This is a genomic window from Bradyrhizobium neotropicale (assembly GCF_001641695.1).
GTDB lineage: Bacteria > Pseudomonadota > Alphaproteobacteria > Rhizobiales > Xanthobacteraceae > Bradyrhizobium > Bradyrhizobium neotropicale.
This window is the reverse complement of record NZ_LSEF01000081.1, coordinates 49,059-69,891: the sequence shown is the minus strand read 5'-3', so window position 1 is coordinate 69,891 and position 20,833 is coordinate 49,059. Positions and strand designations below refer to the sequence as shown.

The 20,833-nt window shown below is 62.0% G+C and carries 23 protein-coding genes, 1 tRNA gene and 2 pseudogenes; 22 read left to right on the top strand and 4 right to left on the bottom strand.

Annotation, left to right across the window (positions count from 1 at the left end):
* Positions 1-31: 31 nt before the first annotated feature.
* A complete protein-coding gene (locus tag AXW67_RS26410; protein WP_063679989.1) occupies positions 32-1,300 on the bottom strand; it encodes an IS256 family transposase in 1,269 nt (422 codons plus the stop codon).
* Positions 1,301-1,597: 297 nt separating this feature from the next.
* Between AXW67_RS26410 and AXW67_RS26405 the strand changes: the two genes are divergently transcribed.
* Entirely contained in the window at positions 1,598-2,074 is a 477-nt protein-coding gene (locus AXW67_RS26405) for a HipA domain-containing protein (RefSeq protein WP_161491292.1), read from the top strand.
* 98 nt (positions 2,075-2,172) lie between these two features.
* A complete protein-coding gene (locus AXW67_RS26400) occupies positions 2,173-2,682 on the top strand; it encodes a hypothetical protein (RefSeq protein ID WP_027554446.1) in 510 nt (169 codons plus the stop codon).
* 502 nt (positions 2,683-3,184) lie between these two features.
* Here AXW67_RS26400 and AXW67_RS26395 read toward each other — a convergent pair.
* Positions 3,185-3,260 (bottom strand) — tRNA-Ile (locus AXW67_RS26395).
* 737 nt (positions 3,261-3,997) lie between these two features.
* Here AXW67_RS26395 and AXW67_RS26390 point away from each other — a divergent pair.
* From AXW67_RS26390 to hypE, 20 genes and pseudogenes are all read left to right on the top strand, one after another.
* Positions 3,998-4,270: a hypothetical protein gene (locus tag AXW67_RS26390; RefSeq protein WP_063680264.1), complete on the top strand. Its 273-nt coding sequence runs from the start codon at positions 3,998-4,000 to the stop codon at positions 4,268-4,270.
* Between the two features lie 391 nt (positions 4,271-4,661).
* Complete coding sequence (locus AXW67_RS40925) at positions 4,662-4,928, top strand: DUF3551 domain-containing protein (protein WP_082905933.1); 267 nt, start codon at positions 4,662-4,664, stop codon at positions 4,926-4,928.
* 336 nt (positions 4,929-5,264) lie between these two features.
* Positions 5,265-5,471: pseudogene (locus AXW67_RS40920) on the top strand (bifunctional methylenetetrahydrofolate dehydrogenase/methenyltetrahydrofolate cyclohydrolase); the annotation flags it as partial.
* Positions 5,464-5,604 (top strand): annotated as a pseudogene (gene purU, locus AXW67_RS44355) (formyltetrahydrofolate deformylase); the annotation flags it as partial. The pseudogenes AXW67_RS40920 and purU, both read left to right, overlap by 8 nt.
* Positions 5,605-5,980: 376 nt before the next feature.
* Positions 5,981-7,072 (top strand): hydrogenase small subunit, encoded by a 1,092-nt coding sequence (locus AXW67_RS26385; protein ID WP_063680263.1) that lies wholly within the window; start codon positions 5,981-5,983, stop codon positions 7,070-7,072.
* 30 nt (positions 7,073-7,102) lie between these two features.
* Positions 7,103-8,893: a nickel-dependent hydrogenase large subunit gene (locus tag AXW67_RS26380; RefSeq protein WP_063680262.1), complete on the top strand. Its 1,791-nt coding sequence runs from the start codon at positions 7,103-7,105 to the stop codon at positions 8,891-8,893.
* Positions 8,894-8,902: 9 nt separating this feature from the next.
* The gene (gene cybH / locus AXW67_RS26375; protein ID WP_063680261.1) at positions 8,903-9,646 is read left to right on the top strand and encodes a Ni/Fe-hydrogenase, b-type cytochrome subunit; all 744 of its coding nucleotides are present in this window, start codon (positions 8,903-8,905) and stop codon (positions 9,644-9,646) included.
* 16 nt (positions 9,647-9,662) lie between these two features.
* Positions 9,663-10,247, top strand: coding sequence for a HyaD/HybD family hydrogenase maturation endopeptidase (locus AXW67_RS26370; protein ID WP_063680260.1), 585 nt, complete (start codon positions 9,663-9,665; stop codon positions 10,245-10,247).
* A 27-nt stretch (positions 10,248-10,274) separates the two neighbouring features.
* A complete protein-coding gene (locus tag AXW67_RS26365) occupies positions 10,275-10,571 on the top strand; it encodes a HypC/HybG/HupF family hydrogenase formation chaperone (RefSeq protein ID WP_063680259.1) in 297 nt (98 codons plus the stop codon).
* A gap of 161 nt (positions 10,572-10,732) precedes the next feature.
* The gene (locus AXW67_RS26360; protein ID WP_063680258.1) at positions 10,733-11,179 is read left to right on the top strand and encodes a thioredoxin domain-containing protein; all 447 of its coding nucleotides are present in this window, start codon (positions 10,733-10,735) and stop codon (positions 11,177-11,179) included.
* Positions 11,176-12,039, top strand: a complete 864-nt coding sequence (locus tag AXW67_RS26355; protein WP_063680257.1) for a hydrogenase expression/formation protein — start codon at positions 11,176-11,178, stop codon at positions 12,037-12,039. The genes AXW67_RS26360 and AXW67_RS26355 overlap by 4 nt, the downstream gene beginning before the upstream one ends.
* Complete coding sequence (locus AXW67_RS26350) at positions 12,036-12,245, top strand: rubredoxin (protein ID WP_063680256.1); 210 nt, start codon at positions 12,036-12,038, stop codon at positions 12,243-12,245. The genes AXW67_RS26355 and AXW67_RS26350 overlap by 4 nt, the downstream gene beginning before the upstream one ends.
* Positions 12,242-12,757 carry a [NiFe]-hydrogenase assembly chaperone HybE gene (gene hybE / locus AXW67_RS26345; RefSeq protein WP_063680255.1) on the top strand — a complete coding sequence of 172 codons (516 nt, stop codon included), beginning with the start codon at positions 12,242-12,244 and terminating at the stop codon, positions 12,755-12,757. The genes AXW67_RS26350 and hybE overlap by 4 nt, the downstream gene beginning before the upstream one ends.
* Positions 12,754-13,818, top strand: a complete 1,065-nt coding sequence (locus tag AXW67_RS26340) for a nickel-dependent hydrogenase large subunit (RefSeq protein ID WP_063680254.1) — start codon at positions 12,754-12,756, stop codon at positions 13,816-13,818. The genes hybE and AXW67_RS26340 overlap by 4 nt, the downstream gene beginning before the upstream one ends.
* Positions 13,811-14,152, top strand: coding sequence for a hydrogenase maturation nickel metallochaperone HypA (gene hypA / locus AXW67_RS26335; RefSeq protein WP_063680253.1), 342 nt, complete (start codon positions 13,811-13,813; stop codon positions 14,150-14,152). Before AXW67_RS26340 ends, hypA begins: the two co-directional genes overlap by 8 nt.
* Positions 14,152-15,039 (top strand): hydrogenase nickel incorporation protein HypB, encoded by an 888-nt coding sequence (hypB, locus tag AXW67_RS26330; protein ID WP_063680252.1) that lies wholly within the window; start codon positions 14,152-14,154, stop codon positions 15,037-15,039. Before hypA ends, hypB begins: the two co-directional genes overlap by 1 nt.
* The gene (gene hypF / locus AXW67_RS26325) at positions 15,036-17,294 is read left to right on the top strand and encodes a carbamoyltransferase HypF (protein ID WP_063680251.1); all 2,259 of its coding nucleotides are present in this window, start codon (positions 15,036-15,038) and stop codon (positions 17,292-17,294) included. Before hypB ends, hypF begins: the two co-directional genes overlap by 4 nt.
* Positions 17,294-17,530: a HypC/HybG/HupF family hydrogenase formation chaperone gene (locus AXW67_RS26320; protein ID WP_063680250.1), complete on the top strand. Its 237-nt coding sequence runs from the start codon at positions 17,294-17,296 to the stop codon at positions 17,528-17,530. The genes hypF and AXW67_RS26320 overlap by 1 nt, the downstream gene beginning before the upstream one ends.
* Entirely contained in the window at positions 17,527-18,669 is a 1,143-nt protein-coding gene (gene hypD, locus AXW67_RS26315) for a hydrogenase formation protein HypD (protein ID WP_063680249.1), read from the top strand. The genes AXW67_RS26320 and hypD overlap by 4 nt, the downstream gene beginning before the upstream one ends.
* Positions 18,666-19,706, top strand: a complete 1,041-nt coding sequence (hypE, locus tag AXW67_RS26310; protein ID WP_063680248.1) for a hydrogenase expression/formation protein HypE — start codon at positions 18,666-18,668, stop codon at positions 19,704-19,706. Before hypD ends, hypE begins: the two co-directional genes overlap by 4 nt.
* 154 nt (positions 19,707-19,860) lie before the next feature.
* Here hypE and AXW67_RS44350 read toward each other — a convergent pair whose 3' ends face one another.
* Positions 19,861-20,517, bottom strand: coding sequence for a recombinase family protein (locus tag AXW67_RS44350; protein ID WP_245315738.1), 657 nt, complete (start codon positions 20,515-20,517; stop codon positions 19,861-19,863).
* Positions 20,412-20,738: a hypothetical protein gene (locus AXW67_RS44345; RefSeq protein ID WP_245315739.1), complete on the bottom strand. Its 327-nt coding sequence runs from the start codon at positions 20,736-20,738 to the stop codon at positions 20,412-20,414. The genes AXW67_RS44350 and AXW67_RS44345 overlap by 106 nt, the downstream gene beginning before the upstream one ends.
* Positions 20,739-20,833: the final 95 nt, after the last annotated feature.

The window sequence follows — 20,833 nt, the reverse complement described above, 5'->3', positions numbered from 1 at the left end:
GAGCTATGCGGAATTTTGGGTGACGAGGCGATCAGGCGGCGTGGTTTGCCGGCACTTGGATAACCTCGATGCCGTCGTTGAATCTGACACCTGCGATGAGCTTCGGCAACTGATTTGTGCCCTTGAGCCGTCGCCAGGTTTTTGATGCAGCCATGACCAGCTTGAACACCATCAGCCTGGCGGTGGTCGGCGACAACGAACCCTTGGTGCGCACCGTCCGGTGCCGCACGGTGGCGAACACGCTCTCGATGGGATTGCTGGTGCGCAGGTGATCCCAATGCTCGGCAGGAAAGTCGTAGAAGGCCAGCAGGACGCTGCGATCCTTGACCAGACATTCGACCGCCCGACCGTACTTGGCACGGTATTTCTCGGCAAAGACGTCGATCGCTGCTTCGGCGGACGCCCGGTTCGGCGCCCAGTAGACCTCGCGCAGGTCCTTCTTCATGGTGGCCTGCACCGAGAGCGGGACCTTGTCGAGGACATTCACGGTCTTATGCACCCAGCAGCGCTGGTGCCGCGTGCCTGGAAAGACCTCCTCGAGCGCCTTCCAGAAGCCGAGCGCGCCGTCGCCGACGGCAATTTCGGGCGCGATCTGCAATCCGCGCTGTTTGACGTCGATCAGGAGCTCACGCCAGCTCTGCGCGCTCTCCCGCACCCCGACCTGGAAGCCGATCAATTCCTTCTTGCCTTCCGGCGTCGCGCCGATCAGCACTAGCATGCACTCGCCGTGGTCTTCCATGCGGGCCTGCAGGAAGACGCCATCGGCCCACACGTACGCATATCGGCGCGCCGACAGATCGCGCCTCTGCCAGCGCTCGTACTCGCCTTGCCACTCGGCCGTCAGCCGGGACACCACCGCGGGCGATAGGTTCGGCGCGTCCTTGCCCAGCAAGGCCGTCAGCGCCTCCTGGAAATCGCCGGTCGAAAGGCCGCGCAGGTAGAGCACCGGCAACAGCGCATCCAGGCTTCGAGTCCGCCGTGCCCACAGCGGCAGGATCGCCGAGCTGAACCGGATCCGCTCGCCATCGCCGGCCGCTCCGCGATCCCGAATCTTCGCCCGCGCCACCTCGACCGGGCCGATGCCGGTCGCAATCGTTCGCGCCGGGCCGTAACCATGCCGCACGACACGGGCGCGTCCGTCGGCAAGCTTCAAATCCTTCACTGTGGCAAGAAAGGTCTCGACTTCGGCCTCGACCGCCTGCGCCAGAAGCTGCCGCGCACCGGCGCGCAGGATATTGGTCAGTGGATCATCGATCTCGTCGGGCTGACGCAGCGCGACAATGTTGCTAGGCTCGTTCATGGCGTATCGCTCTCCTTGAGAGGTTCTGGCAGGCTCGACACCCGCCTCGATACGCCGCCTATCTCAGGCCGTCATCACCCACTTTCCCGCATAGCTCTGATGGCTTCCGCACTACGTTTTCGATTCTTTGCTACCATGAGGAGTTCAAGGAAGCCAAGGCATGGGATGGTGATGTCATCGAATTACAGTTGGCGCATCTCGAAAGTGGCTCGGTAAAGGCGATTTACAGGCGGCACGGACCGCTGGCACTGATCGGCTCGCGCGCCAAGCTTATGCAGCATTGGGCTGACCGGATTGATGGCTTTGCCGATCCAAAAAAATCGAGTCGTTCTCAACGTGTCCGCACAGTCTCCAACAACAAAAGAGGAGGAGGAGGCGGCTGGTGGGCCCGCCTGGATTCGAACCAGGAACCAGACCGTTATGAGCGGCTTCATCGATCCCGAAGACTATGAAAACATTGGAGGATGGCGTCTCGCTCCAGCCTATGATTTCAATCCGATGCCCGTTGAGATCAAGTTGCGCATTCTGACCACGGCGATTGACAAAGAAGATGGCGCCGCCTCGCTCGAAATCGCGCTTGAAACGGCTTCGCGCAACAAGCTCAATGCAATGTGGCCCGCCGCATTATGCGAGAGGTGGGTACCGCAGTTAATGGCTGGCGACAGGAGGCGCAGAGTTTATATCGGCGAAGCTATGTCGGCACAATCTCGGCCGCGGCATCGACCTTTCATCGTCTCGATTGCCGCCGCGCCGAAGATCTCGAGGTCGTCATGAGCCGTGCCCACGCGACAAGCCATCGAACGAGCTTGAATCGGTCGTGGCGTCAAGTTGTACACATCAAAAGAAGGCATATCCCACGAAGGCATAGGCGGATGAAGACATCCTTTCTCGCGGTCGTACTATGTTCGGCTTTGGCTTTGCTCGGGCTGCGCGGGGGAGCGCTTGCGGACACGGTCCGGCGCTACGACTGCTCGATAGACGGGGTTGATCGAGAGCCACTAGGTGATCGGGATGAGCACTTCATTATTAGCCTTCAATATACCTGTCACGTGGCCGAGGGGCCATTGAGAGATGCCGGGATTACGGCGATTTCGGTCAGCGAGTTGAATGGCGAGAAAGGGACGTCTATAGCGTCGCTCGATATTCACCGTGCGATCGACGGATTTGCAGTCGGACAGCTCCTGGAGGGAGTCGCCTTCCTTGTCATGCGGGACAAGAGATCTCTTGGCATAGCAGCATCCGGTAAGATGGTCTTTAAGTTCGCATCCGGCTCATTGTCGGCTCTGTCAGGAAGGACTGTCAATTTTACGACCAAGCCGGCCGGATTTGGACGGTTCGAGATGGAGTTCTCAGATTGGCCTGAAGCCGCTCAACCGAAGTGAATAGGCGTCGCGCTGGCCGGTTGGCTTTCCGGAATCGGTCAAACCGCATGGTCTATGCGGAATCGCGGCTCGTGAGAATCTGGGCAATGCTTTGATAACCCGCGACAGGATTGTCGCGTCATCGACCGGTTGGTCCTGGAGCAGCGGTTCGGGCCCGATGGGCTCGTTGCCCGACATCGAATCTCCGGTGTCCATGAATTTCCGCCGCTGAGCACGCCGCGGCACCGCTGTTGGGCTGCCGTTCCCGACCTGTCTGATAGCGGGACTGGCGATCCTCAAGCACAGCTACGACCTCTCCGATTAGGTGTTGTGCCAGCGCTGGTTGGAGAAACCATGTAGCCCTTTTCAATAAGTGCGTTCAGATCACTCATCCTGATCATTTGCATGGGGCAGCGAATGCCATTGGTACTCACGCGGCACCAAAGAAGAACGTTGCTTTGGTTATTCCATTGGTAGAGGAAAGAGCGAAGCGAGATAAAGCCTCTCAACCTCTTGATCTTACTGGTGGGCCCGGCAGGACTCGAACCCGCAACCAGACCGTTATGAGCGGTCGGCTCTAACCATTGAGCTACAGGCCCCCCACGGCTGAAAGGCGGCCGCGGCCGGACCGTTTATTATGAATACCGACAACGTAGCCCCCTCCATCGGCACCGTTAGGCTAGACGTTTGATGGCGCTTGCATTGAGCGTTTTTTGCGCTCCGCGTGCAGCTTTGGGGCGCCGTCTCGCGCTTGGCGCGGAAAAGCATCGTTGAGTCAAAGGGCCCAATATTGGAGCGTCAAAGCTGGGATCAAGCTACGGCGAGCCCCCCCGCCGACAGTCGTCGTGCGAAACGGGTAACCGCAGTATAGGTAATCGTTCCGGCGTACCGCTCGCGACCTGCCGCGGCCACTAACCCAGATTGGTTTCGAAATACCGAGCGGCCATAGTGACCCAGGCTGCCAAAAAATCATTGATACCAATGAGCCCGCCGGCTGAACCGATTGCACATTGTTTGAGAGAGCCGCGGCGATCCCTCCGGGTGCTGCGCCCGCTCCCAGCGGGAATCGCATCAGCCAGCATTGAGCTTCCTGGTCAGCAAAGCTAGGAAACACGGCTTGGGTATAGGGTCGCTGTCACCAGGGCTGGACGCATTTATTCTCTATAGGCATTTTGAACCCGGAAGGCCGCCGGCGATATTGTCGGCTTCCTTTTTCAGGGATAAGCGGATGAGATTGGGCCGACTTACATGCGATCGGCGTCGGTGCCCATGATCGCAGCTTGGCTTTGTGAGGAATTGGCTAGCGAGCGCGGCGGTGCCGCATGGGAGGGCGTTAATGCATGACTGGAAGAGCGAACTCGACGCGCTCGTCGCCGAAACGATAGCATTCGCCAAATCGATGAAAGTGGAGATCGAGCGGCCCCGGTCTCTATCGAAAGAAGCCGTCGAGCGGGGTGGCCTCAGCGCGCCAGACTATGGCGGTAGCGAACGCGATGAGATCAAGAAACGGGTCGAGAGCTTCAAAGCGAATCAAGAGCGCTTCATGCGCGAGCGCGAGGAATATGCCAATTCCTTGCTACGCCGCATCAGGCCAATCACGAAAGTTTAGACGACCTCGATCTCGCTGAATGCCCTGCCAAGCCTAAGTCGCTCAGCTCAAGCGATGCGCGCTCGGCGGCACACCTGAGGGCGGGGATCTTCCGCCCTTTCAATCTTTGATAAGCGCGCCGTAGATTGGCGGCCGTCCCGATCCGACCTATTCCGGAGCGCGAGAGTTCTGCCTAAGGTTTTCCGCTGCATATGCTTCCATCGCGCTTGAAAAATGCGTTCTCTCCTAAAAATAGCAGGAATGCTGCTCCAAACTCGGAGCGCCTGACGCTTGGATTTCTTTCGAAGGCGATCGGTCAAACGGCCTACGAAGCTTTTTGCCATTGACCAAAATCAAAACATCAAATCTAGATTTTCTATCCTTTCAAGACTTAACGGAGGCTAGAGGTCTCATGCGCAACCTTCTCTTTATCGGTGTGCTTGCACTTCCCATCCTCGTCGGCTTCGGATTGCCTTCGACCGCCGCTCCGCGGGGGCGTTCGTACATCCTCCCGGCTCGGCAGGACGTTTATTGCCTGCAGGGACGTACCTGGGGATATCCGGGCAATTGCCAGTTCTCGACCTATTACCAGTGCATGGCCACTGCATCCGGTACCTACGCCTATTGCGGGCTGAATCCGATCTACGCATTCCAGCGACAAGGAGGTCAATTGCGCTGATGTGTGATCGTCAAGCGTGATCGAGACATCAGTCTTCGCTCATATAAATGGAGCCGCTGCGCAGGTTAGGCGTTGGGCTTCCGTCTGATTGGACGTCCCGTTCACGCTTGCGTCCTCAGTTGCATCGGGACGCCAAGCAGCAACAACGATCGGGACGCAATGGCTCATCGGCGTCACGTGCAATCGGGCATCCTTCCGCAGCGGCCTCAATCCCCAGCGGGGCAACCGTCGGCACCGGTCGATTCTCCCTTACTTCGTGCCGTCGGCGGGCTCCGGCGGTTGATTTTAGCTGGGCGCTCTTCGGTTCGGTTCGCTCAATGCCGCTGATTGTTCGACGACCTTTCGGACCTCGAGGCCGTCATCGTGGGCCGATCAAGCATCGTCGGGAAGCCGCTGGCGCAGCTTCTCATCATGGCGAATTGTACGGTTACCGTGGCGGACAGCCGGACACGCGATCTTCCGTCGGTGTGTCGGCGAGCCGGTATCCAGGTCGCCGCGGTCGGGCGACCTGAAATGATCCGGGGCGATTGGATAAAGCCTGGGAAGAGATGTGGAGAGCCAAGTTCTCGCACGGGCGGTCCATGCTCACATACATCGCCGAGTGCTGGTCAACGATGATAAAACAATCGTCTTTCCTGCCTCGCCGGGATCGTATGCGTCGGAACGAACGGGCTGAACGTTGAACGGTGCGTTTGGGCAAGCGCGCGTTCCTCGCTCGGCGCACCTAGGCCCATTTTCGTAAGCGCGCTGATGTTGAGTTCGCCAGCGGGATTGGGCAGCTTGCGATCTAGTAATCCGCCCACGACTTAGCCGCACGCAAATCTGCAGCCCCCTCCGCAAGCGGCCACGGCTTCGTCTCAAGGGCCACGGCAGGCCCGTATGGTAGTCGTCGGATCACGTGCATCGTCTTCTGCGGACATCGCCGTGATTGGCGCGGTTCAATCTGTAATAATTTGGAATCTTTCGACTTTCGCCGCGGCGCCCCGCTGTTGGCCCGCTTCTTGCTGTCGTCCTTTCTTCGTCGATAAGTCAACGTGGAGACGGGAGGATACATGGGCGCGGCGACGGAAACGTTTTACAGCGTGATCAGGCGGCAGGGCATCACGCGGCGCAGCTTTCATAAATTCTGTAGCCTGACGGCAACGAGCCTCGGGCTCGGGCCGCTGGCGGCGAGCCGCATCGCCAACGCGCTGGAAACCAAACCGCGCGTGCCGGTGATCTGGATGCATGGTCTCGAATGCACCTGCTGCTCCGAGAGTTTCATCCGTTCCGCCCACCCGTTGGTGAAGGATGCAGTGCTGTCGATGATCTCGCTCGATTACGACGACACCATCATGGCCGCCGCGGGCCATCAGGCCGAGGCAATCCTTGAGGAGACTCGTGCCAAGCACAAGGGACAGTATATCCTCGCGGTCGAGGGCAATCCGCCGCTGAACGAGGGCGGCATGTTCTGCATCGACGGCGGCAAGCCGTTCGTCGAGAAACTGAAGATGATGGCTGACGATGCGATGGCGATCATCGCCTGGGGCGCCTGCGCGTCCTGGGGCTGCGTGCAGGCGGCCAAGCCCAATCCGACGCAGGCCACACCGATCGACAGGATCATCACCAACAAGCCGATCATCAAGGTGCCGGGATGCCCCCCGATCGCCGAAGTGATGACCGGTGTCGTCACGTTCATTATCACCTTCGGCAAGTTGCCGGAGCTCGACCGCCAGGGGCGGCCGAAAATGTTCTATTCGCAGCGTATCCACGACAAGTGCTACCGGCGGCCGCATTTTGATGCCGGCCAGTTCGTCGCGGAGTGGGACGACGAAGCCGCGCGCAACGGCTATTGCCTTTACAAGATGGGCTGCAAGGGGCCGACCACCTACAACGCCTGTTCGACCGTGCGATGGAACGGCGGCGTGTCGTTCCCGATCCAGTCCGGCCATGGCTGCATTGGCTGCTCGGAGGACGGCTTCTGGGACAAAGGCTCGTTCTATGATCGCCTCACCGACATCAAGCAGTTCGGCATCGAGAAGAATGCCGACCAGATCGGCATGGCGGCGGCCGGCGCCGTCGGCGCCGCGGTGGCCGCACACGCGGCAGTGACCGCCGTGAAGCGGCTCGCGAGCAAGCGCGAACACGCAGATCACAACAGCTAAGCGCCCAATCATCTCAGGGTAGGAAAAACTATGGGTATCCAGACTCCCAACGGCTTCAATCTCGACAACTCCGGCAAGCGCATCGTCGTCGACCCGGTCACCCGTATCGAAGGGCACATGCGGGTCGAGGTCAATGTCGACGCCGACAACGTCATCCGAAACGCGGTCTCGACCGGCACGATGTGGCGCGGGATCGAAGTGATCCTGAAGAACCGCGATCCGCGCGACGCCTGGGCATTCACCGAGCGGATCTGCGGCGTCTGCACCGGCACGCACGCCTTGACGTCGGTGCGTGCGGTCGAGAACGCGCTCGGCATCACGATTCCACAGAACGCCAACTCGATCCGCAACCTGATGCAGCTTGCGCTTCAGGTGCAAGACCATATCGTCCATTTCTATCACTTGCATGCGCTGGACTGGGTCGACGTAATATCTGCACTCTCAGCAGATCCGCGGGCAACCTCGACGCTCGCGCAATCAATCTCGAGCTGGCCGCTATCGTCGCCGGGCTACTTCAAGGACTTGCAGACCCGCCTGAAGAAATTCGTCGAGTCCGGACAATTGGGGCCCTTCAAGAACGGCTATTGGGGCAGCAAGGCCTATAAGCTGCCGCCGGAAGCCAATCTGATGGCGGTGGCGCACTATCTTGAAGCGCTCGATTTCCAGAAGGAGATCGTCAAGATCCACACCATCTTCGGCGGCAAGAACCCGCATCCGAATTGGCTCGTCGGCGGCGTGCCGTGTCCGATCAACGTTGACGGCACCGGTGCGGTCGGCGCCATCAACATGGAGCGATTGAACCTGATCTCCTCGATCATCGATCGGCTCATCGAGTTCAACGAGCAGGTGTACCTGCCTGACGTGGCGGCGATCGGGTCGTTCTACAAGGACTGGCTCTATGGCGGCGGTCTATCAGGTCAAAGCGTGCTCGCCTATGGAGATGTACCGGAACACGCCAACGACTACTCCTCCAGCAGCCTGAAGCTGCCGCGCGGCGCCATCATCAACGGTAACCTCGCGGAAGTGTTTCCGGTCGACCACGCCAATCCCGACGAGATCCAGGAGTTCGTGGTTCACTCCTGGTACAAATATCCCGACGAGACCAAGGGCCTGCATCCCTGGGACGGCGTGACGGAGCCGAACTACGTGCTGGGGCCGAATGCGAAAGGTACCAAGACGGCGATCGAGCAACTTGACGAGGGCGGCAAGTACTCGTGGATCAAGGCGCCGCGCTGGCGCGGGAACGCCATGGAGGTCGGTCCACTGGCACGTTGGGTCGTCGGCTACGCGCAGAACAAGTCCGAATTCAAGGATCCCGTCGACAAGTTCCTGAAGGATCTGAGCCTGCCGCTGTCGGCGCTGTTCTCGACGCTCGGCCGCACTGCGGCGCGCGCGCTGGAGTCGGTCTGGGCCGGGCGCCAGATGCGCTACTTCCAGGACAAGCTCGTCGCCAATATCAAGGCCGGCGACAGTTCGACCGCGAATGTCGACAAATGGAAGCCCGAAAGCTGGCCGAAGGAGGCCAAGGGCTTTGGCTTCACCGAGGCGCCGCGTGGCGCGCTCGCGCACTGGATCAGGATCAAGGACACCAAGATCGACAACTATCAGTGCGTGGTGCCGACGACCTGGAACGGCTCGCCGCGCGATCCCAAGGGAAATATCGGTGCCTTCGAGGCCTCGTTACTAAACACGCCGATGGTCAATCCCGAGCAGCCCTTGGAGATCCTGCGCACCATCCATTCCTTCGATCCGTGTCTGGCCTGTTCGACGCACGTCATGAGCCCGGACGGCCAGGAGCTCGCCAAGGTCAAGGTCAGATAGGAGGTCGCCATGATGGATGCAGTTGCACGTCTGGCGGAATCCGAACGAGACCTCACCGGGATCGCGGCCGATGGTTCCGGCGAGCACGGTGTGGGGCGTCCGACCGTCTATGTCTACGAAGCGCCGGTTCGCATCTGCCACTGGGTGAATGCGTTTTCGATCATCGTCCTGATGGTCTCCGGCTACTTCATCGGGACGCCGTTGCCGACGGTGGAAGGCGAGGCGTCGGCGAACTTCGTGATGGGCTATGTCCGCTTTGCCCATTTCGCGGCGGGACAGGTGCTCGCGGTGTTCTTCCTCGTCCGCATCCTGTGGGCCTTCGTCGGCAACCACCACTCCCGGCAGATATTCTACATTCCTGTGCATCGCAGGCAGTTCTGGAAGGAGGTGCTGCACGAAATCCGCTGGTACGCGTTCCTGGAACGCGAGCCGAAGATGTATGTCGGCCACAACCCTCTGGCCCAGATCGCGATGTTCGTGGGATTCACGTTGTTCGTGGCGTTCATGATCGTCACCGGATTTGCGCTTTATTCGGAGGGCACCGGCATCGACAGCTGGCAGCATAAGCTGTTCGGGTGGGTCTTTGCGATCTGGCCGAACAGCCAGGACGTGCACACGTGGCACCATATCGGCATGTGGGCGCTGGTGGTGTTCGCGACAGTGCACATCTACGCGGCGGTCCGCGAAGACATCATGTCACGCCAGAGCATCATTTCGTCGATGATCTCCGGTGAGCGGCAATTCCGGGATTGATGGTGGAAAACAAGCCATGCCGACGTCATCGCAGGCAGACCGCATCCTGGTGCTCGGTATCGGCAACATCCTCTGGGCCGATGAAGGGTTTGGCGTGCGCGCGGTGGAGGAGTTCCACCGCCGTTACGCTGTGCCGGAGAATATCACCATCCTCGACGGTGGTACGCAGGGGCTCTACCTCGTGAATTATCTGGAGGACGCCGACCGCCTGATCGTGTTCGATGCCATCGATTATGGCTTGGAGCCGGGCCAGTTGAAGGTCGTTCGCGACGAAGAGGTGCCGCGTTTCACCGGCGCCAAGAAGATGAGTCTGCATCAAACCGGCTTCCAGGAGGTCATCAGCGCGGCCGACCTGCTCGGGCGGTGTCCTAAGCATCTCGCGCTAATCGGCTGTCAGCCGCTCGATCTGCAAGACTGGGGCGGCCCGCTGACCGCTCCAGTGCGCGACCAGATCAATCCGGCGGTCGCGCTTGCCGTCGACATCCTCGCCAAGTGGGGGGTGGAGGCGGCGCCGCGAACGGCGTCGTTGCCGGAATCCGAGCGATTGCTCGCCAACGATATCGACCATATTCACTATGAAATGAGGGCGCGTCCGGCTTGATCCGGCGCGCGCCATCGGAGACGTGAAATGTGCCTTGGCTTGCCGATGACGATCGTGGAGACCGACGGGGTCTCGGGGCTCTGCGAGTTTCGCGGCGAGCAGCGGCGCGTTTCGATGCTCTTGCTTTCCAATCCGCCGGTCGGCGCCTTTGTGCTCGTCAATATCGACACCGCGATCCGGCTTCTGGATGAGGACGAGGCACGCCTGATTGCCAGCGCGATCGCGGGCCTGGAAGCCGCGCTCGAAGGCGAGGAGTCTGACCGCTTCTTTCCCGATCTCATCGACCGCGAGCCGCAGTTGCCGGAACACCTCAGGCTCGATTGAATGCAGCGAGGTGCGAAGCGCTCATGCCCCGCGACCGGGCGCGCCCGCATGCTCGGGGCGGACAGCTGCTTGATAGGAGGGAAAATGTCCGATCCGATCCTGGCATGTGTCTTGCTCGCCCGTATTGCGGGCAGAATCACAAACTCGTCAGGGGAGGTTTGATGGACTTCCAGCAGGGAAGGCATGATCTGGCACTACGAGGTTTGCCGGAGGTAGATGCTACCACCGTCGATCTATTTCTGAACGGGACAGACGAAGCAGGCGTAGTCGCGGTGCTGCTATCAGCCGGAGACCCATCGCGGTTTCCGGAGGCGGTCGACGTTGCGGTCGTCCTGCCGGAGCTGATCGACGCATTCGCAGTCAGACTGCGTGGTGCGCTGATCGCGCGCGATGCCGAGAGCGAGCTGGGCAAGCGTTTCGGCGTGCGCGTGCAGCCGACGCTGATCTTTGTCGCCGGCGGCGAGACGTTGGGGCTGATCGCCAAGATTCAAGACTGGTCAGTCTATGTCGACCGTATCAGCAAGCTGATCGATCGTCCGCGCGGCGCGAGCGTTGCCGTGGCGGCGACCATCATTCCTTCGCATCGCTCGCAGGGTGTCGAACTATGAACGCCGGTTTCTGGACCGCGCTAGAAGGCGCCGCGCAGCCGATCAATGTGTTTGCGATCGGCGAGGAAAGCCTCAATGCGTCGAACGGCAGCCTGACCGCGGCCGGCGCCCTGGCGAAGCTCGCAGCGCTCGACAGCGCGGAATTGGCCAAGAGCTGCCCGAACGCGATCGAATTGCTCTCCATGGTGGCGGCGGCGATCGCAAGCCAAAAGGCGGATGCGCCGACGCAATTGTTCCGGCTCGGCAACCTCAACGATCTCGAACGCAAGCTGATCGCCGACGTGCTCGGCGAGGGCGAGGTTGCCGGCGGGGTTGCCTTGCCGGACGGCTCGCTGATGCAGATCCGGGAATCGGTGCTGGCCGGGATCTGGCGCGTGCGGCTCGAGACCGATGCCAACCACGAATATCTCGAGGTTGGTACAATCCCTGAGATCGTCAAGCGCGCGGCCGCCGACCTGACGGCTGCCGATTTCGAGATCGGGCAGGCGCCGGAAGGCGCCATGAACGTGCTGCCGGTGCTTGCCGAACTCCGCGAACGGGCGCTGGCCTGGCGGCCGGGCGTCCGCTCGCAGATCATCAATTTCACGCTGCTGCCGATGAGTCCGGTCGATATGAGTTTCCTTCAGGAGACGATCGGGAACGGGCCGATTCAGCTGGTTTCGCGCGGGTACGGCACGTGCCGGGTGCTGTCGACGGGCATCCGCAATGTCTGGTCGGTGCAGTTCTTCAACGCCATGGACGCCATCATTCTCGACACGCTGGAAGTCGGCGGTGTGCCGAGTGTTGCGGTTGCTGCAGACGAGGATTTCGAGGACTCCGCCGAGCGGCTTCAGGAAATCATCGAGGCCTATTTCAAATGAGCCGATTTGAGAATTTTGGCTTGCGCGCAAACGTCGCCGATGTCACGCGGTTGGAATGCGGGATCTGCTGGTCGGTGTATGATCCGGTGGACGGCGATGAGGTGGCGCAGATCGCGCCCGGCACGCCGTTCACGGCGCTGCCTGATGAGTGGCGCTGCCCGAATTGCGACGCCCCGAAATCCAAGTTCATGGCGCTCGAATCATGATGGGGCGCGTGCACGGTGCTGGCGAGGACACCGACGCGGCGGCGTGGGGAAAGCTCCTCGCCGGCGCCTATCGCGAAATTGGCGAGCGCGCGTTGCGCGATCTGCCGATCTACAACGATGCGCTCGGCGTCGAGACGGTCGGCTTCCGCCGGTTCAGCGGCACGATCGTCGGGATCATGGTTACGCCCTGGTTCATGAATGTGGTCATGCCGGCGAGCGCGACCGCGCGGGAAATGCCGGCTTCGACGGTGCGCATCCGTTTCCCGGCGGGTGACATCGAGTTCACGCTGAGCGACGTCGCGCGGATGGGCCGCATCGCGAACTGTTCGCTGTTTTCGCCGATGTTTCAGTTCTCGGACATGGCCGCCGCGCGGGCTACGGCCGAGGCCGCGCTCGCCCAACTGATGCTGCCGGCGGACAGCGACAAAGCCAGCGAGCGGCGCCAGTCCGCGACAAGCGCGATCGATCGGCGTAACTTCCTGCGCGGTGTTCTGACGGAGCGGCGCGAATGAGCCTGGCCTTGATCGACGTCACGGTGCTGTTGGCCGGCAGCACGATTGCCGATGTCGCGATTCTGCCACGGAGCCGCCCGCCATTGGCGCGTCTGTTTGCCGGAAAGCCGGTCTCGTCGCTGCGCTCGGTCTTGCCGCGGCTGTTCTCGTTGTGCTCCGCGGCGCATGAGGTGGCGTTCTTGTCGGCGTTCGATGCGGCGCGGAACGAAACCGCTCCTCCCGAGGTCCGGAAGGCGCGCATCGACGCCGTCATCGCCGAGCGCCTGACCGAATTGTTGCGCGGCTTCTTCGTCGGACGGCTCACGCTGGGAGGCAGCAGCGCTGCGGCCGTTCGCGCCTTGATGAGAGCAACGACCGTCCTTGGCGGCGGGATTGCCGAGCGCCGTGAGGCGGTGTTGCAGATCAGGGAAGCGCTCACGGCACTTGGGGGCGCGGGTGGAGCGCAGCAAACCTGGCCTGGAAGCGTACTGGCGGCGCATCTTTCGGGGCTCGATGGCGATGCATTGTTGTTGCCCGCGGTCGAACAATCCTTCCTGACTGCCGCCGACGACCTCGATGTCGTCCTGCGTCTTCTGGCCGACGGTCCGGCATTCTCCGACGCGCCTGATCTCGATGGTCAGATACCCGAGACGGGCGTCTGGGCACGCCAGGCCTGGCATGCGCCGGCATCGCCGTTGGTCGCCGGGCCCGCGGACCGCCTGAAGGCGCGGAGCGCAGAGGTGGCACTGCTCTGCACGCGGCTCGAGACGGACGAAACGGCAGCCGACGTCGGCGTCGTCGCGAGCTACTGGCTTGGACCTGGCAGAGGCGCGGCCGCCGTAGAATGCGCACGCGGCCGGCTCTATCACGTCGTCGAGATCGACGGCGATCGCATCGCACGGTTCGAATTCCTCGCGCCGACGGAGTGGAACTTCCATGCGCGTGGGCCGATCGTGCGCAGCCTGCGCGGCTCCGCACTTGGCCCCGGCCGACAGGGCCGGGATGCTGTTCGCGCGCTGGTCGATTGCTTTGATCCCTGCGTCGGCGTCAGCCTCGGCTTCCGCGAGGTTGGGCATGCATGAGATGGCGCTTTGCGAGGGCATCATCGAGATCGTCGAGGAGGAGGCGCGAAAGCGCGCATTCTCCAGGGTGCGCGCGGTGTGCCTCGAGATTGGTGCGCTGAGCCACGTTACGCCCGAGGCGATGAAGTTCTGCTTCGAGGCCGTCGCGGCGAGGACCGTTGCGCAAGGCGCGAGGCTGGAGATCATCGAGACGCCGGGAACCGCCTGGTGCATGGGCTGTTCGACCAGCGTCGAGATCAAGCAGCGCTACGAGCCATGCCCTGCCTGCGGCAGCTATCAATTGCAGGTCGCCGGCGGGGAAGAGATGCGCGTGAGGGAATTGGAGGTCGACTGATGTGCACGGTATGCGGTTGCAGCGACGGCAAGCCCACGATCGATCACGCGCATGATCATGCGCATCACGATCACCGCCACGGCCATCGCGGGCACCATCACCACCATCACGATGCGCATGACCACCGCCACGACCGCGAGCCCGGCGATCTCGGGCTGGTCGATTGCAGCGCCAACCCGGCCGGGCAGGTGATCGCAGGCATGAGCAGCGATCGCATCATCCAGGTCGAGCGCGATATTCTCGGCAAGAACAACCGGCTTGCCGCCGAGAACCGCGCACGTTTTCGCGCCGACAACGTGCTCGCGCTCAATCTAGTCTCGAGCCCCGGCGCCGGAAAGACCTCGCTACTCGTTCGCGCCGTGTCCGAGCTGAAGGACGCTTATGCGATCGGCGTGATCGAGGGCGATCAGCAGACTTCGAACGATGCCGAGCAGATTCGCGCGACCGGCGTGCCGGCGATCCAGGTCAACACCGGCAAAGGGTGCCATCTCGATGCTGCCATGGTCGGCGAAGCCTACGAGCGGCTGCCTTGGCTCAATGGTGGCATTCTGTTCATCGAGAATGTCGGCAATCTGGTTTGTCCGGCAGCTTTCGACCTCGGCGAGGCCTGCAAGGTCGTGGTGTTCTCGACCACGGAGGGTGAGGACAAGCCGCTGAAATATCCGGACATGTTCGCAGCGTCCTCGCTGATGCTGATCAACAAGATTGATCTTGCTCCCGTGCTCGATTTCGATCTTGCCAGGACGGTCGAATATGCCCGGCGAGTCAATCCGAACATCGAGGTCCTGATGGTATCGGCGCGCACGGGGGAGGGATTTGCGGCATTCTACGCCTGGATCCGCAAGCGTGCCGCGCAGAAACCGGCCGCGATAGCCGCATCGGCATGATCATGGACGGCGAAGCCACCGCATGCGAGAGACGAAGGTTGCGCCTGCACGTGCGCGGCGCCGTGCAGGGCGTGGGTTTTCGTCCCTACGTTTATAGCCTCGCCACGCGCTACCGACTCGGCGGTTTCGTTGCAAACGATCCCCATGGTGTGGTGATCGAGATCGAGGGCGACCATGCGGCCGATTTCGTTACCGCGCTGCCGCTGGAAAAGCCGCCGCTGGCAAGGATTGACGAGATCTCGGTGCACCCAATCGGCGCCGTCGCGAGCGCGGAGTTCTGCATCCGCCCCAGCGAACAGGGCAGGGTGTCGACGCGGATTGTCGCGGATGCTGCGATCTGTCCGCAATGTCTGGACGAACTGTTCGACCCGAACAGCCGGTTTCACCTCTATCCCTTCGTCAACTGCACCCATTGCGGTCCGCGCTATACCATTGCCGAGCGGCTGCCCTATGATCGCAGCACCACGGCGATGAAGCGGTTCGCGAAGTGTGCAGCCTGCGCCGCCGAATATGCCGATCCCGCAAGCCGCCGCTTTCATGCCGAGGCGATTGCCTGCTCGCAATGTGGCCCACGACTCAGTCATGGGATGAGCGAGATCGCGGCCGCCCTTGCCGCGGGCAGGATCGTCGCGATCAAGGGGCTCGGCGGCTACCAACTCCTGTGCGATGCCCGTGACGATGACGTCGTGCGGCGGCTGCGGCAGAGCAAGCAGCGGGATCAGAAGCCGTTCGCGGTCATGGTCGGCTCCAGGGATGCCGTCGATGAGATCGCCGAAGGCGAAGCGACCGAGTTGGCTTTGCTGGAATCGACGCCGCGGCCGATCGTGCTGATGAAGTCCCGTCAGAGTCTCGCGTCCACGATTGCGCCGGATCTTTCGCGGATCGGCGTGATGCTACCGGTCGCGCCGCTCCATCATCTGCTGTTCCACGCACTGGCCTTGGCGTATCCGCGCCCCGACGGCAGTCGCTGGGTCATTGTCGCGACAAGTGCCAATCCAGGCGGCGAGCCGCTGGTGATCGACAATGACGAGGCGGAGCGGCGACTGGCCGGCATTGCCGACCTGATCGTGACCCATGATCGCGACATCATCACGCGCGCCGATGATTCCGTGGTTTCGGTCGTCGCCGGGCATGCGCAGTTCATCCGGCGGGCCCGCGGCTACGTTCCCGACCCGATTCGGCTGCCACGGCCGGTGCCGTCCGTGCTCGCGGTCGGCGGCGCGCTGAAGACGACCGTTACGCTCACGCGAGATAACGAAGCCTTCGTCTCGCAGCATATCGGGGATCTCGATACCGCCGAAGGCATCCGCTTCTTCGAGGAGACGATCGATCACCTGATCGCGACGCTTGATGTGGCACCGATCGTCGTGGCGCATGATCTCCACCCCAACATGGCTTCGACCCGCTTCGCCGAAGCCAGCGGCCGCAGCCTCTCGGTTCAACATCATCATGCGCATGCGGCGTCGGTGATGGCGGAGCACGGCATCGACCGGCCCGCGATCGCGTTGGTACTCGATGGCTTCGGCTACGGCGACGATGGCGGCAATTGGGGTGGCGAGCTCCTGCTATGCGAGGGGGCGCGATTTCGCCGGATCGGGCACCTCACGCCCTTGAAGATGCCGGGCGGCGACCGTGCCGCGCGCGAGCCGTGGCGGATGGCGGCGAGCGTCTTGCAGGCCTTGGGCTGCAGCGAAGAGATTCAGCGTCGCTTTGCAGAGCAGCCGCAGGCTGCGAGGGTGGGGGCATTGCTTGAGCGGTCCGACCTGCCCACGACCACCAGCGCCGGCCGGCTGTTCGATGCGGCCGCCGGATTGCTGGGGGTCTCGATGCGCCAGAGCTATGAAGGCGAGGCTGCGATGAAGCTGGAGGCGCGCGTCCGGCGCACGCGCGTGGCCGATGGCGGCTGGACCCTCGCGCAAGGCGTCCTGTCCCTGCTTCCGCTCTTTGAGCGGCTTCTGGCGGATGCGACCGACGCGTACGAAGGCGCGGAGCTGTTCCATGGAACGCTGGCCGCGGCCTGCGTCGACTGGATCGAGCGTGCGGCGCGACAGACGGGTCACACCACAGTCGTCTTGAGCGGTGGCTGCTTCCTCAATGCGGTTCTCGGCGAAGAGGTGCTGCGCGGTTGTCGTTCTGTCGGGCTTGATGCCCTGCTGACGCGCCAGGTACCGCCGAATGATGGCGGCCTGAGCCTTGGCCAAGCCTGGATTGCCGCCCAGAAAGTTACTGAACAAGGATTTGAAGGAAACGCCTGATGTGTCTCGCCATACCTGCTGAGGTCACAAGACTTCTCCCCGATGACACGGCTGTGGTTTCCATCGACGGGGTTAGCAAGGAGATTTCCGTGGCGCTGATCGAGAATCTCGCCGTCGGCGATTATGTGATCATCCATGTCGGCTATGCTCTGACCAAGATTGATCCCGAGGAAGCCCGACGCACGCTCGAGCTGCTGCGCGAGCTCAGCACCGAAGGGCAGGGGGTCGTGCAATGAAATATGCCGACGAGTTTCGCGACAAGGAAATCGCACTGGGGTTGGCGAAAGCGATCCGCTCAGAGGCCGATTCGCAACGGCCATATCGTTTCATGGAGTTCTGCGGCGGTCACACCCATGCGATCTCGCGCTACGGCCTGGAAGACATGCTGCCGAAGAACGTGCGGATGATCCACGGGCCCGGCTGCCCCGTCTGCGTGCTGCCGGCGGGGCGGATCGATATGGCGATCCGGCTCGCCGAGCGACCTGAGGTGATCCTTTGCATCTACGGCGATCTGATGAGGGTGCCCGGCTCCCAAGGCGCCTCGCTGTTGAAGGCAAAGGCGCGTGGCGGCGACATTCGCATGGTCTACTCCACGGTCGATGCAATCCGGATCGCGGAGCAGAATTTGGAGCGGGAGGTCGTTTTCTTTGCCATCGGCTTCGAAACCACGACACCGCCGACCGCCGTCGTGATCCGGCTCGCCGAGAAGAAGCGGCTCGGAAACTTCACCGTGTTCTGCAATCACGTGCTGACACCGCCGGCCATGCAGAACATTCTGGAGAGCCCCGACATTCGTAACATCGGCCGGGTCGAGATCGACGGCTTCGTCGGTCCGGCCCACGTCTCGATCGTCATCGGCACCGAGCCCTACGAGTTTTGCGCCGAAGAATTTGGCAGGCCGGTGGTGATCTCCGGCTTCGAGCCCCTCGACATGATGCAGGCGATCCTGATGCTGGTTCGGCAGGTCAACGAACACCGGCACCAGGTGGAGAACCAGTATAGCCGCGCGGTCACGCGCGAGGGCAACCTGCGCGCCAAGGAGGAGGTTTCGGATATCTTGGAGCCGCGCGACCAGTTCGAATGGCGCGGGCTCGGGCTCGTGCCATATAGCGGGCTCAAGCTGAAGCGCACCTACGCCAGGTTTGATGCTGAAATTCGTTTCGGCATGAATGAACTTCGCGTCGCCGACAATCCGGCCTGCGAGTGCGGTATGATTCTGCGCGGGGTGAAGAAGCCGGTCGACTGCAAGCTGTTCGGCACGGTGTGCATGCCGGAGACCCCGATGGGATCCTGCATGGTCTCCTGCGAAGGCGCATGTGCCGCCCACTGGACTTACGGCCGGTTCCGCGACCATCAGCAGAGACGGGCATCATGAAGGCGCATCAGCGCAAGCTCGACATTAAGAACGGCTGCATCGACCTGTCGCACGGCTCCGGCGGCCGGGCGATGTCGCAGCTCATCTCCGGCCTGTTCCACGAGGCCTTCGGCAACGAATGGTTGGCGCGCGGCAACGATCAGTCGGCCTTCGACGTCGGCGGCGGGCGCATGGTGATGACGACCGACGGTTATGTGGTCTCGCCGCTCTTCTTTCCCGGCGGCAATATCGGCTCGCTCGCGGTGCACGGCACGGTCAACGACATCGCCATGGCCGGCGCGCGGCCGCTCTACCTGTCTGCGAGCTTCATCATCGAAGAGGGCTTTCGCTTCTCCGACCTTAAGAGGATCGCCGAGTCCATTGGCGAGGCGGCGCGGGTGGCGGGCGTTTACATCATCACCGGCGATACCAAGGTGGTCGAGCGCGGCAAGGCTGACGGCCTCTATATCTCCACAGCCGGCGTCGGCGTCCTGACCGACGGGCTGGATCTCTCCGCCGAGAAAGCCCGCGTCGGTGATCGTGTCCTGATCTCCGGCACGCTAGGCGATCACGGCGTCGCCATCATGTCCAAACGGCAGAATCTCGCCTTCGAAACCGATGTTGTCTCGGATTCCGCATCGTTGCATGACCTCGTAGCTGAGATGGTGGCGGCTGGCCGCAAGGGCATCCGCCTGATGCGCGATCCCACTCGAGGCGGGTTCGCCGCGACGCTCAACGAGATCGCCCACCAGTCGGGCGTCGGATTTCGCCTCCAGGAAGAGACGATCCCGGTGAAGCCGGCCGTTGCTGCGGCGTGCGAACTGCTCGGGCTCGATCCCCTTTATGTGGCCAATGAAGGCAAGCTTGTCGCGATCGTGTCACCCGATGTCGCCGAGGGCGTGCTTGCCGCCATGAAAGCGCATCCGCTTGGCCGTGATTCCGCGGACGTGGGCGAGGCAGTGGCCGACGATCATCACTTCGTGCAGATGACAACGAGCTTTGGCGGCGGACGAATTGTCGACTGGCTGTCGGGCGAGCAGTTGCCACGGATCTGTTGAGGCTCATGATGCGAATGCTACTTTTGTCGCATTCCTTCAACGCCTGACGCAGCGGCTGCATCTCGAGCTCAGGGAGCGCGGCAAGAGGTCACGGTCGAGCTCGACATGCATGCCGATGTCATCCGCGAGAGCGTGGCGTTGTACCAGTCCGACCTCATCGTCGCGCCGTTCCTGAAACGGGCGATTCCGGACGATGTCTGGCGCGCAGTGCGCTGCCTGATCGTCCATCCCGGTCCGCCCGGCGATCGCGGGCCTGCCGCGCTCGATTGGGCGATCCTTGAAGGCGTAGCGTAAAGGGGGTGTGACGGCGTTTGATCGGGTGTTTTGCGCCGCAAGGATTGAACCCACTCGGGAGCCATGACCCACCATTATGGTGGCCCTCCGGAAAGAGCCCTCCGCCCACCAGTGCGGCCGGCTTTCCCTTGACCTCGACCTCAAAGCCTTCCCAAGGGCCTTTCGGGTGGACGATGACGCAGTGCACAAGTCGGCGACCAACGGGCCGTGGTCGTCCTCCGCGCTTGCGTGGCTTGCTATCGTGTCGGCAAGCGCATTGACGGTCTCGATGTACCGGTCCAGCGTTGCCGGATGCAGTGAGATGGGGGTAGGGGTCTCCTCGAGGGCAGCCAGTTCCGCCTCGACGCGCAACCGCTCCTGCTTCAGCTCGGACTGTGAAACGATGCTGACGCGCAGCGTCCATCAGCTGCATCAAACCATCGCGGCCGAATACCGAGGCTCCAGAACGCGCCTTATCTTCAAAGATAGCAACGACATCGAGTTGATGACGAGCCGCATAAGCGCGGCATAGAGCAATCTGATCTTCAGTCGATTTTTCGGTTTTGAAGCTCGGTCGAGAACCGAGCATAGATCGCTGCGGGTTTCATCTCGATTACCGGTGCTGATGCGCTTGCCGCCAGCGGCTTCAAGATGATGCTTCATCAGGCGCTCGCTATCAAAAAGATGATCGTGTCTTGCGTCAGCAATTGCAAGTGCTTCAACAAGCTTAATCAGAGCAGGATCGATTTGTGCTGACAACCGCGCAACCGAGCACTACGCGGTCAATGACTTTGGGCATTGAGCGTGTCACCTGCACCGGTTGATACTCAACAATCTGACGGCCGCTTTGGCGG

Excerpts from the sequence above, each read along its gene's own strand:
- AXW67_RS26360 (WP_063680258.1), top strand. The coding sequence starts at position 10,733 with ATGGACTTCCAGCAGGGAAGGCATGATCTGGCACTACGAGGTTTGCCG.
- AXW67_RS26350 (WP_063680256.1), top strand. The coding sequence starts at position 12,036 with ATGAGCCGATTTGAGAATTTTGGCTTGCGCGCAAACGTCGCCGATGTC.
- AXW67_RS26370 (WP_063680260.1), top strand. The coding sequence starts at position 9,663 with ATGCCGACGTCATCGCAGGCAGACCGCATCCTGGTGCTCGGTATCGGC.
- AXW67_RS26355 (WP_063680257.1), top strand. The coding sequence starts at position 11,176 with ATGAACGCCGGTTTCTGGACCGCGCTAGAAGGCGCCGCGCAGCCGATC.
- hybE (WP_063680255.1), top strand. The coding sequence starts at position 12,242 with ATGATGGGGCGCGTGCACGGTGCTGGCGAGGACACCGACGCGGCGGCG.
- AXW67_RS26320 (WP_063680250.1), top strand. The coding sequence starts at position 17,294 with ATGTGTCTCGCCATACCTGCTGAGGTCACAAGACTTCTCCCCGATGAC.
- AXW67_RS26405 (WP_161491292.1), top strand. The coding sequence starts at position 1,598 with ATGGCTTTGCCGATCCAAAAAAATCGAGTCGTTCTCAACGTGTCCGCA.
- AXW67_RS26390 (WP_063680264.1), top strand. The coding sequence starts at position 3,998 with ATGCATGACTGGAAGAGCGAACTCGACGCGCTCGTCGCCGAAACGATA.
- hypF (WP_063680251.1), top strand. The coding sequence starts at position 15,036 with ATGATCATGGACGGCGAAGCCACCGCATGCGAGAGACGAAGGTTGCGC.
- hypA (WP_063680253.1), top strand. The coding sequence starts at position 13,811 with ATGCATGAGATGGCGCTTTGCGAGGGCATCATCGAGATCGTCGAGGAG.
- AXW67_RS26365 (WP_063680259.1), top strand. The coding sequence starts at position 10,275 with ATGTGCCTTGGCTTGCCGATGACGATCGTGGAGACCGACGGGGTCTCG.
- AXW67_RS26385 (WP_063680263.1), top strand. The coding sequence starts at position 5,981 with ATGGGCGCGGCGACGGAAACGTTTTACAGCGTGATCAGGCGGCAGGGC.
- AXW67_RS26410 (WP_063679989.1), bottom strand. The coding sequence starts at position 1,300 with ATGAACGAGCCTAGCAACATTGTCGCGCTGCGTCAGCCCGACGAGATC.
- AXW67_RS26340 (WP_063680254.1), top strand. The coding sequence starts at position 12,754 with ATGAGCCTGGCCTTGATCGACGTCACGGTGCTGTTGGCCGGCAGCACG.
- hypD (WP_063680249.1), top strand. The coding sequence starts at position 17,527 with ATGAAATATGCCGACGAGTTTCGCGACAAGGAAATCGCACTGGGGTTG.
- hypB (WP_063680252.1), top strand. The coding sequence starts at position 14,152 with ATGTGCACGGTATGCGGTTGCAGCGACGGCAAGCCCACGATCGATCAC.
- AXW67_RS40925 (WP_082905933.1), top strand. The coding sequence starts at position 4,662 with ATGCGCAACCTTCTCTTTATCGGTGTGCTTGCACTTCCCATCCTCGTC.
- AXW67_RS26380 (WP_063680262.1), top strand. The coding sequence starts at position 7,103 with ATGGGTATCCAGACTCCCAACGGCTTCAATCTCGACAACTCCGGCAAG.
- cybH (WP_063680261.1), top strand. The coding sequence starts at position 8,903 with ATGATGGATGCAGTTGCACGTCTGGCGGAATCCGAACGAGACCTCACC.
- AXW67_RS26400 (WP_027554446.1), top strand. The coding sequence starts at position 2,173 with ATGAAGACATCCTTTCTCGCGGTCGTACTATGTTCGGCTTTGGCTTTG.
- hypE (WP_063680248.1), top strand. The coding sequence starts at position 18,666 with ATGAAGGCGCATCAGCGCAAGCTCGACATTAAGAACGGCTGCATCGAC.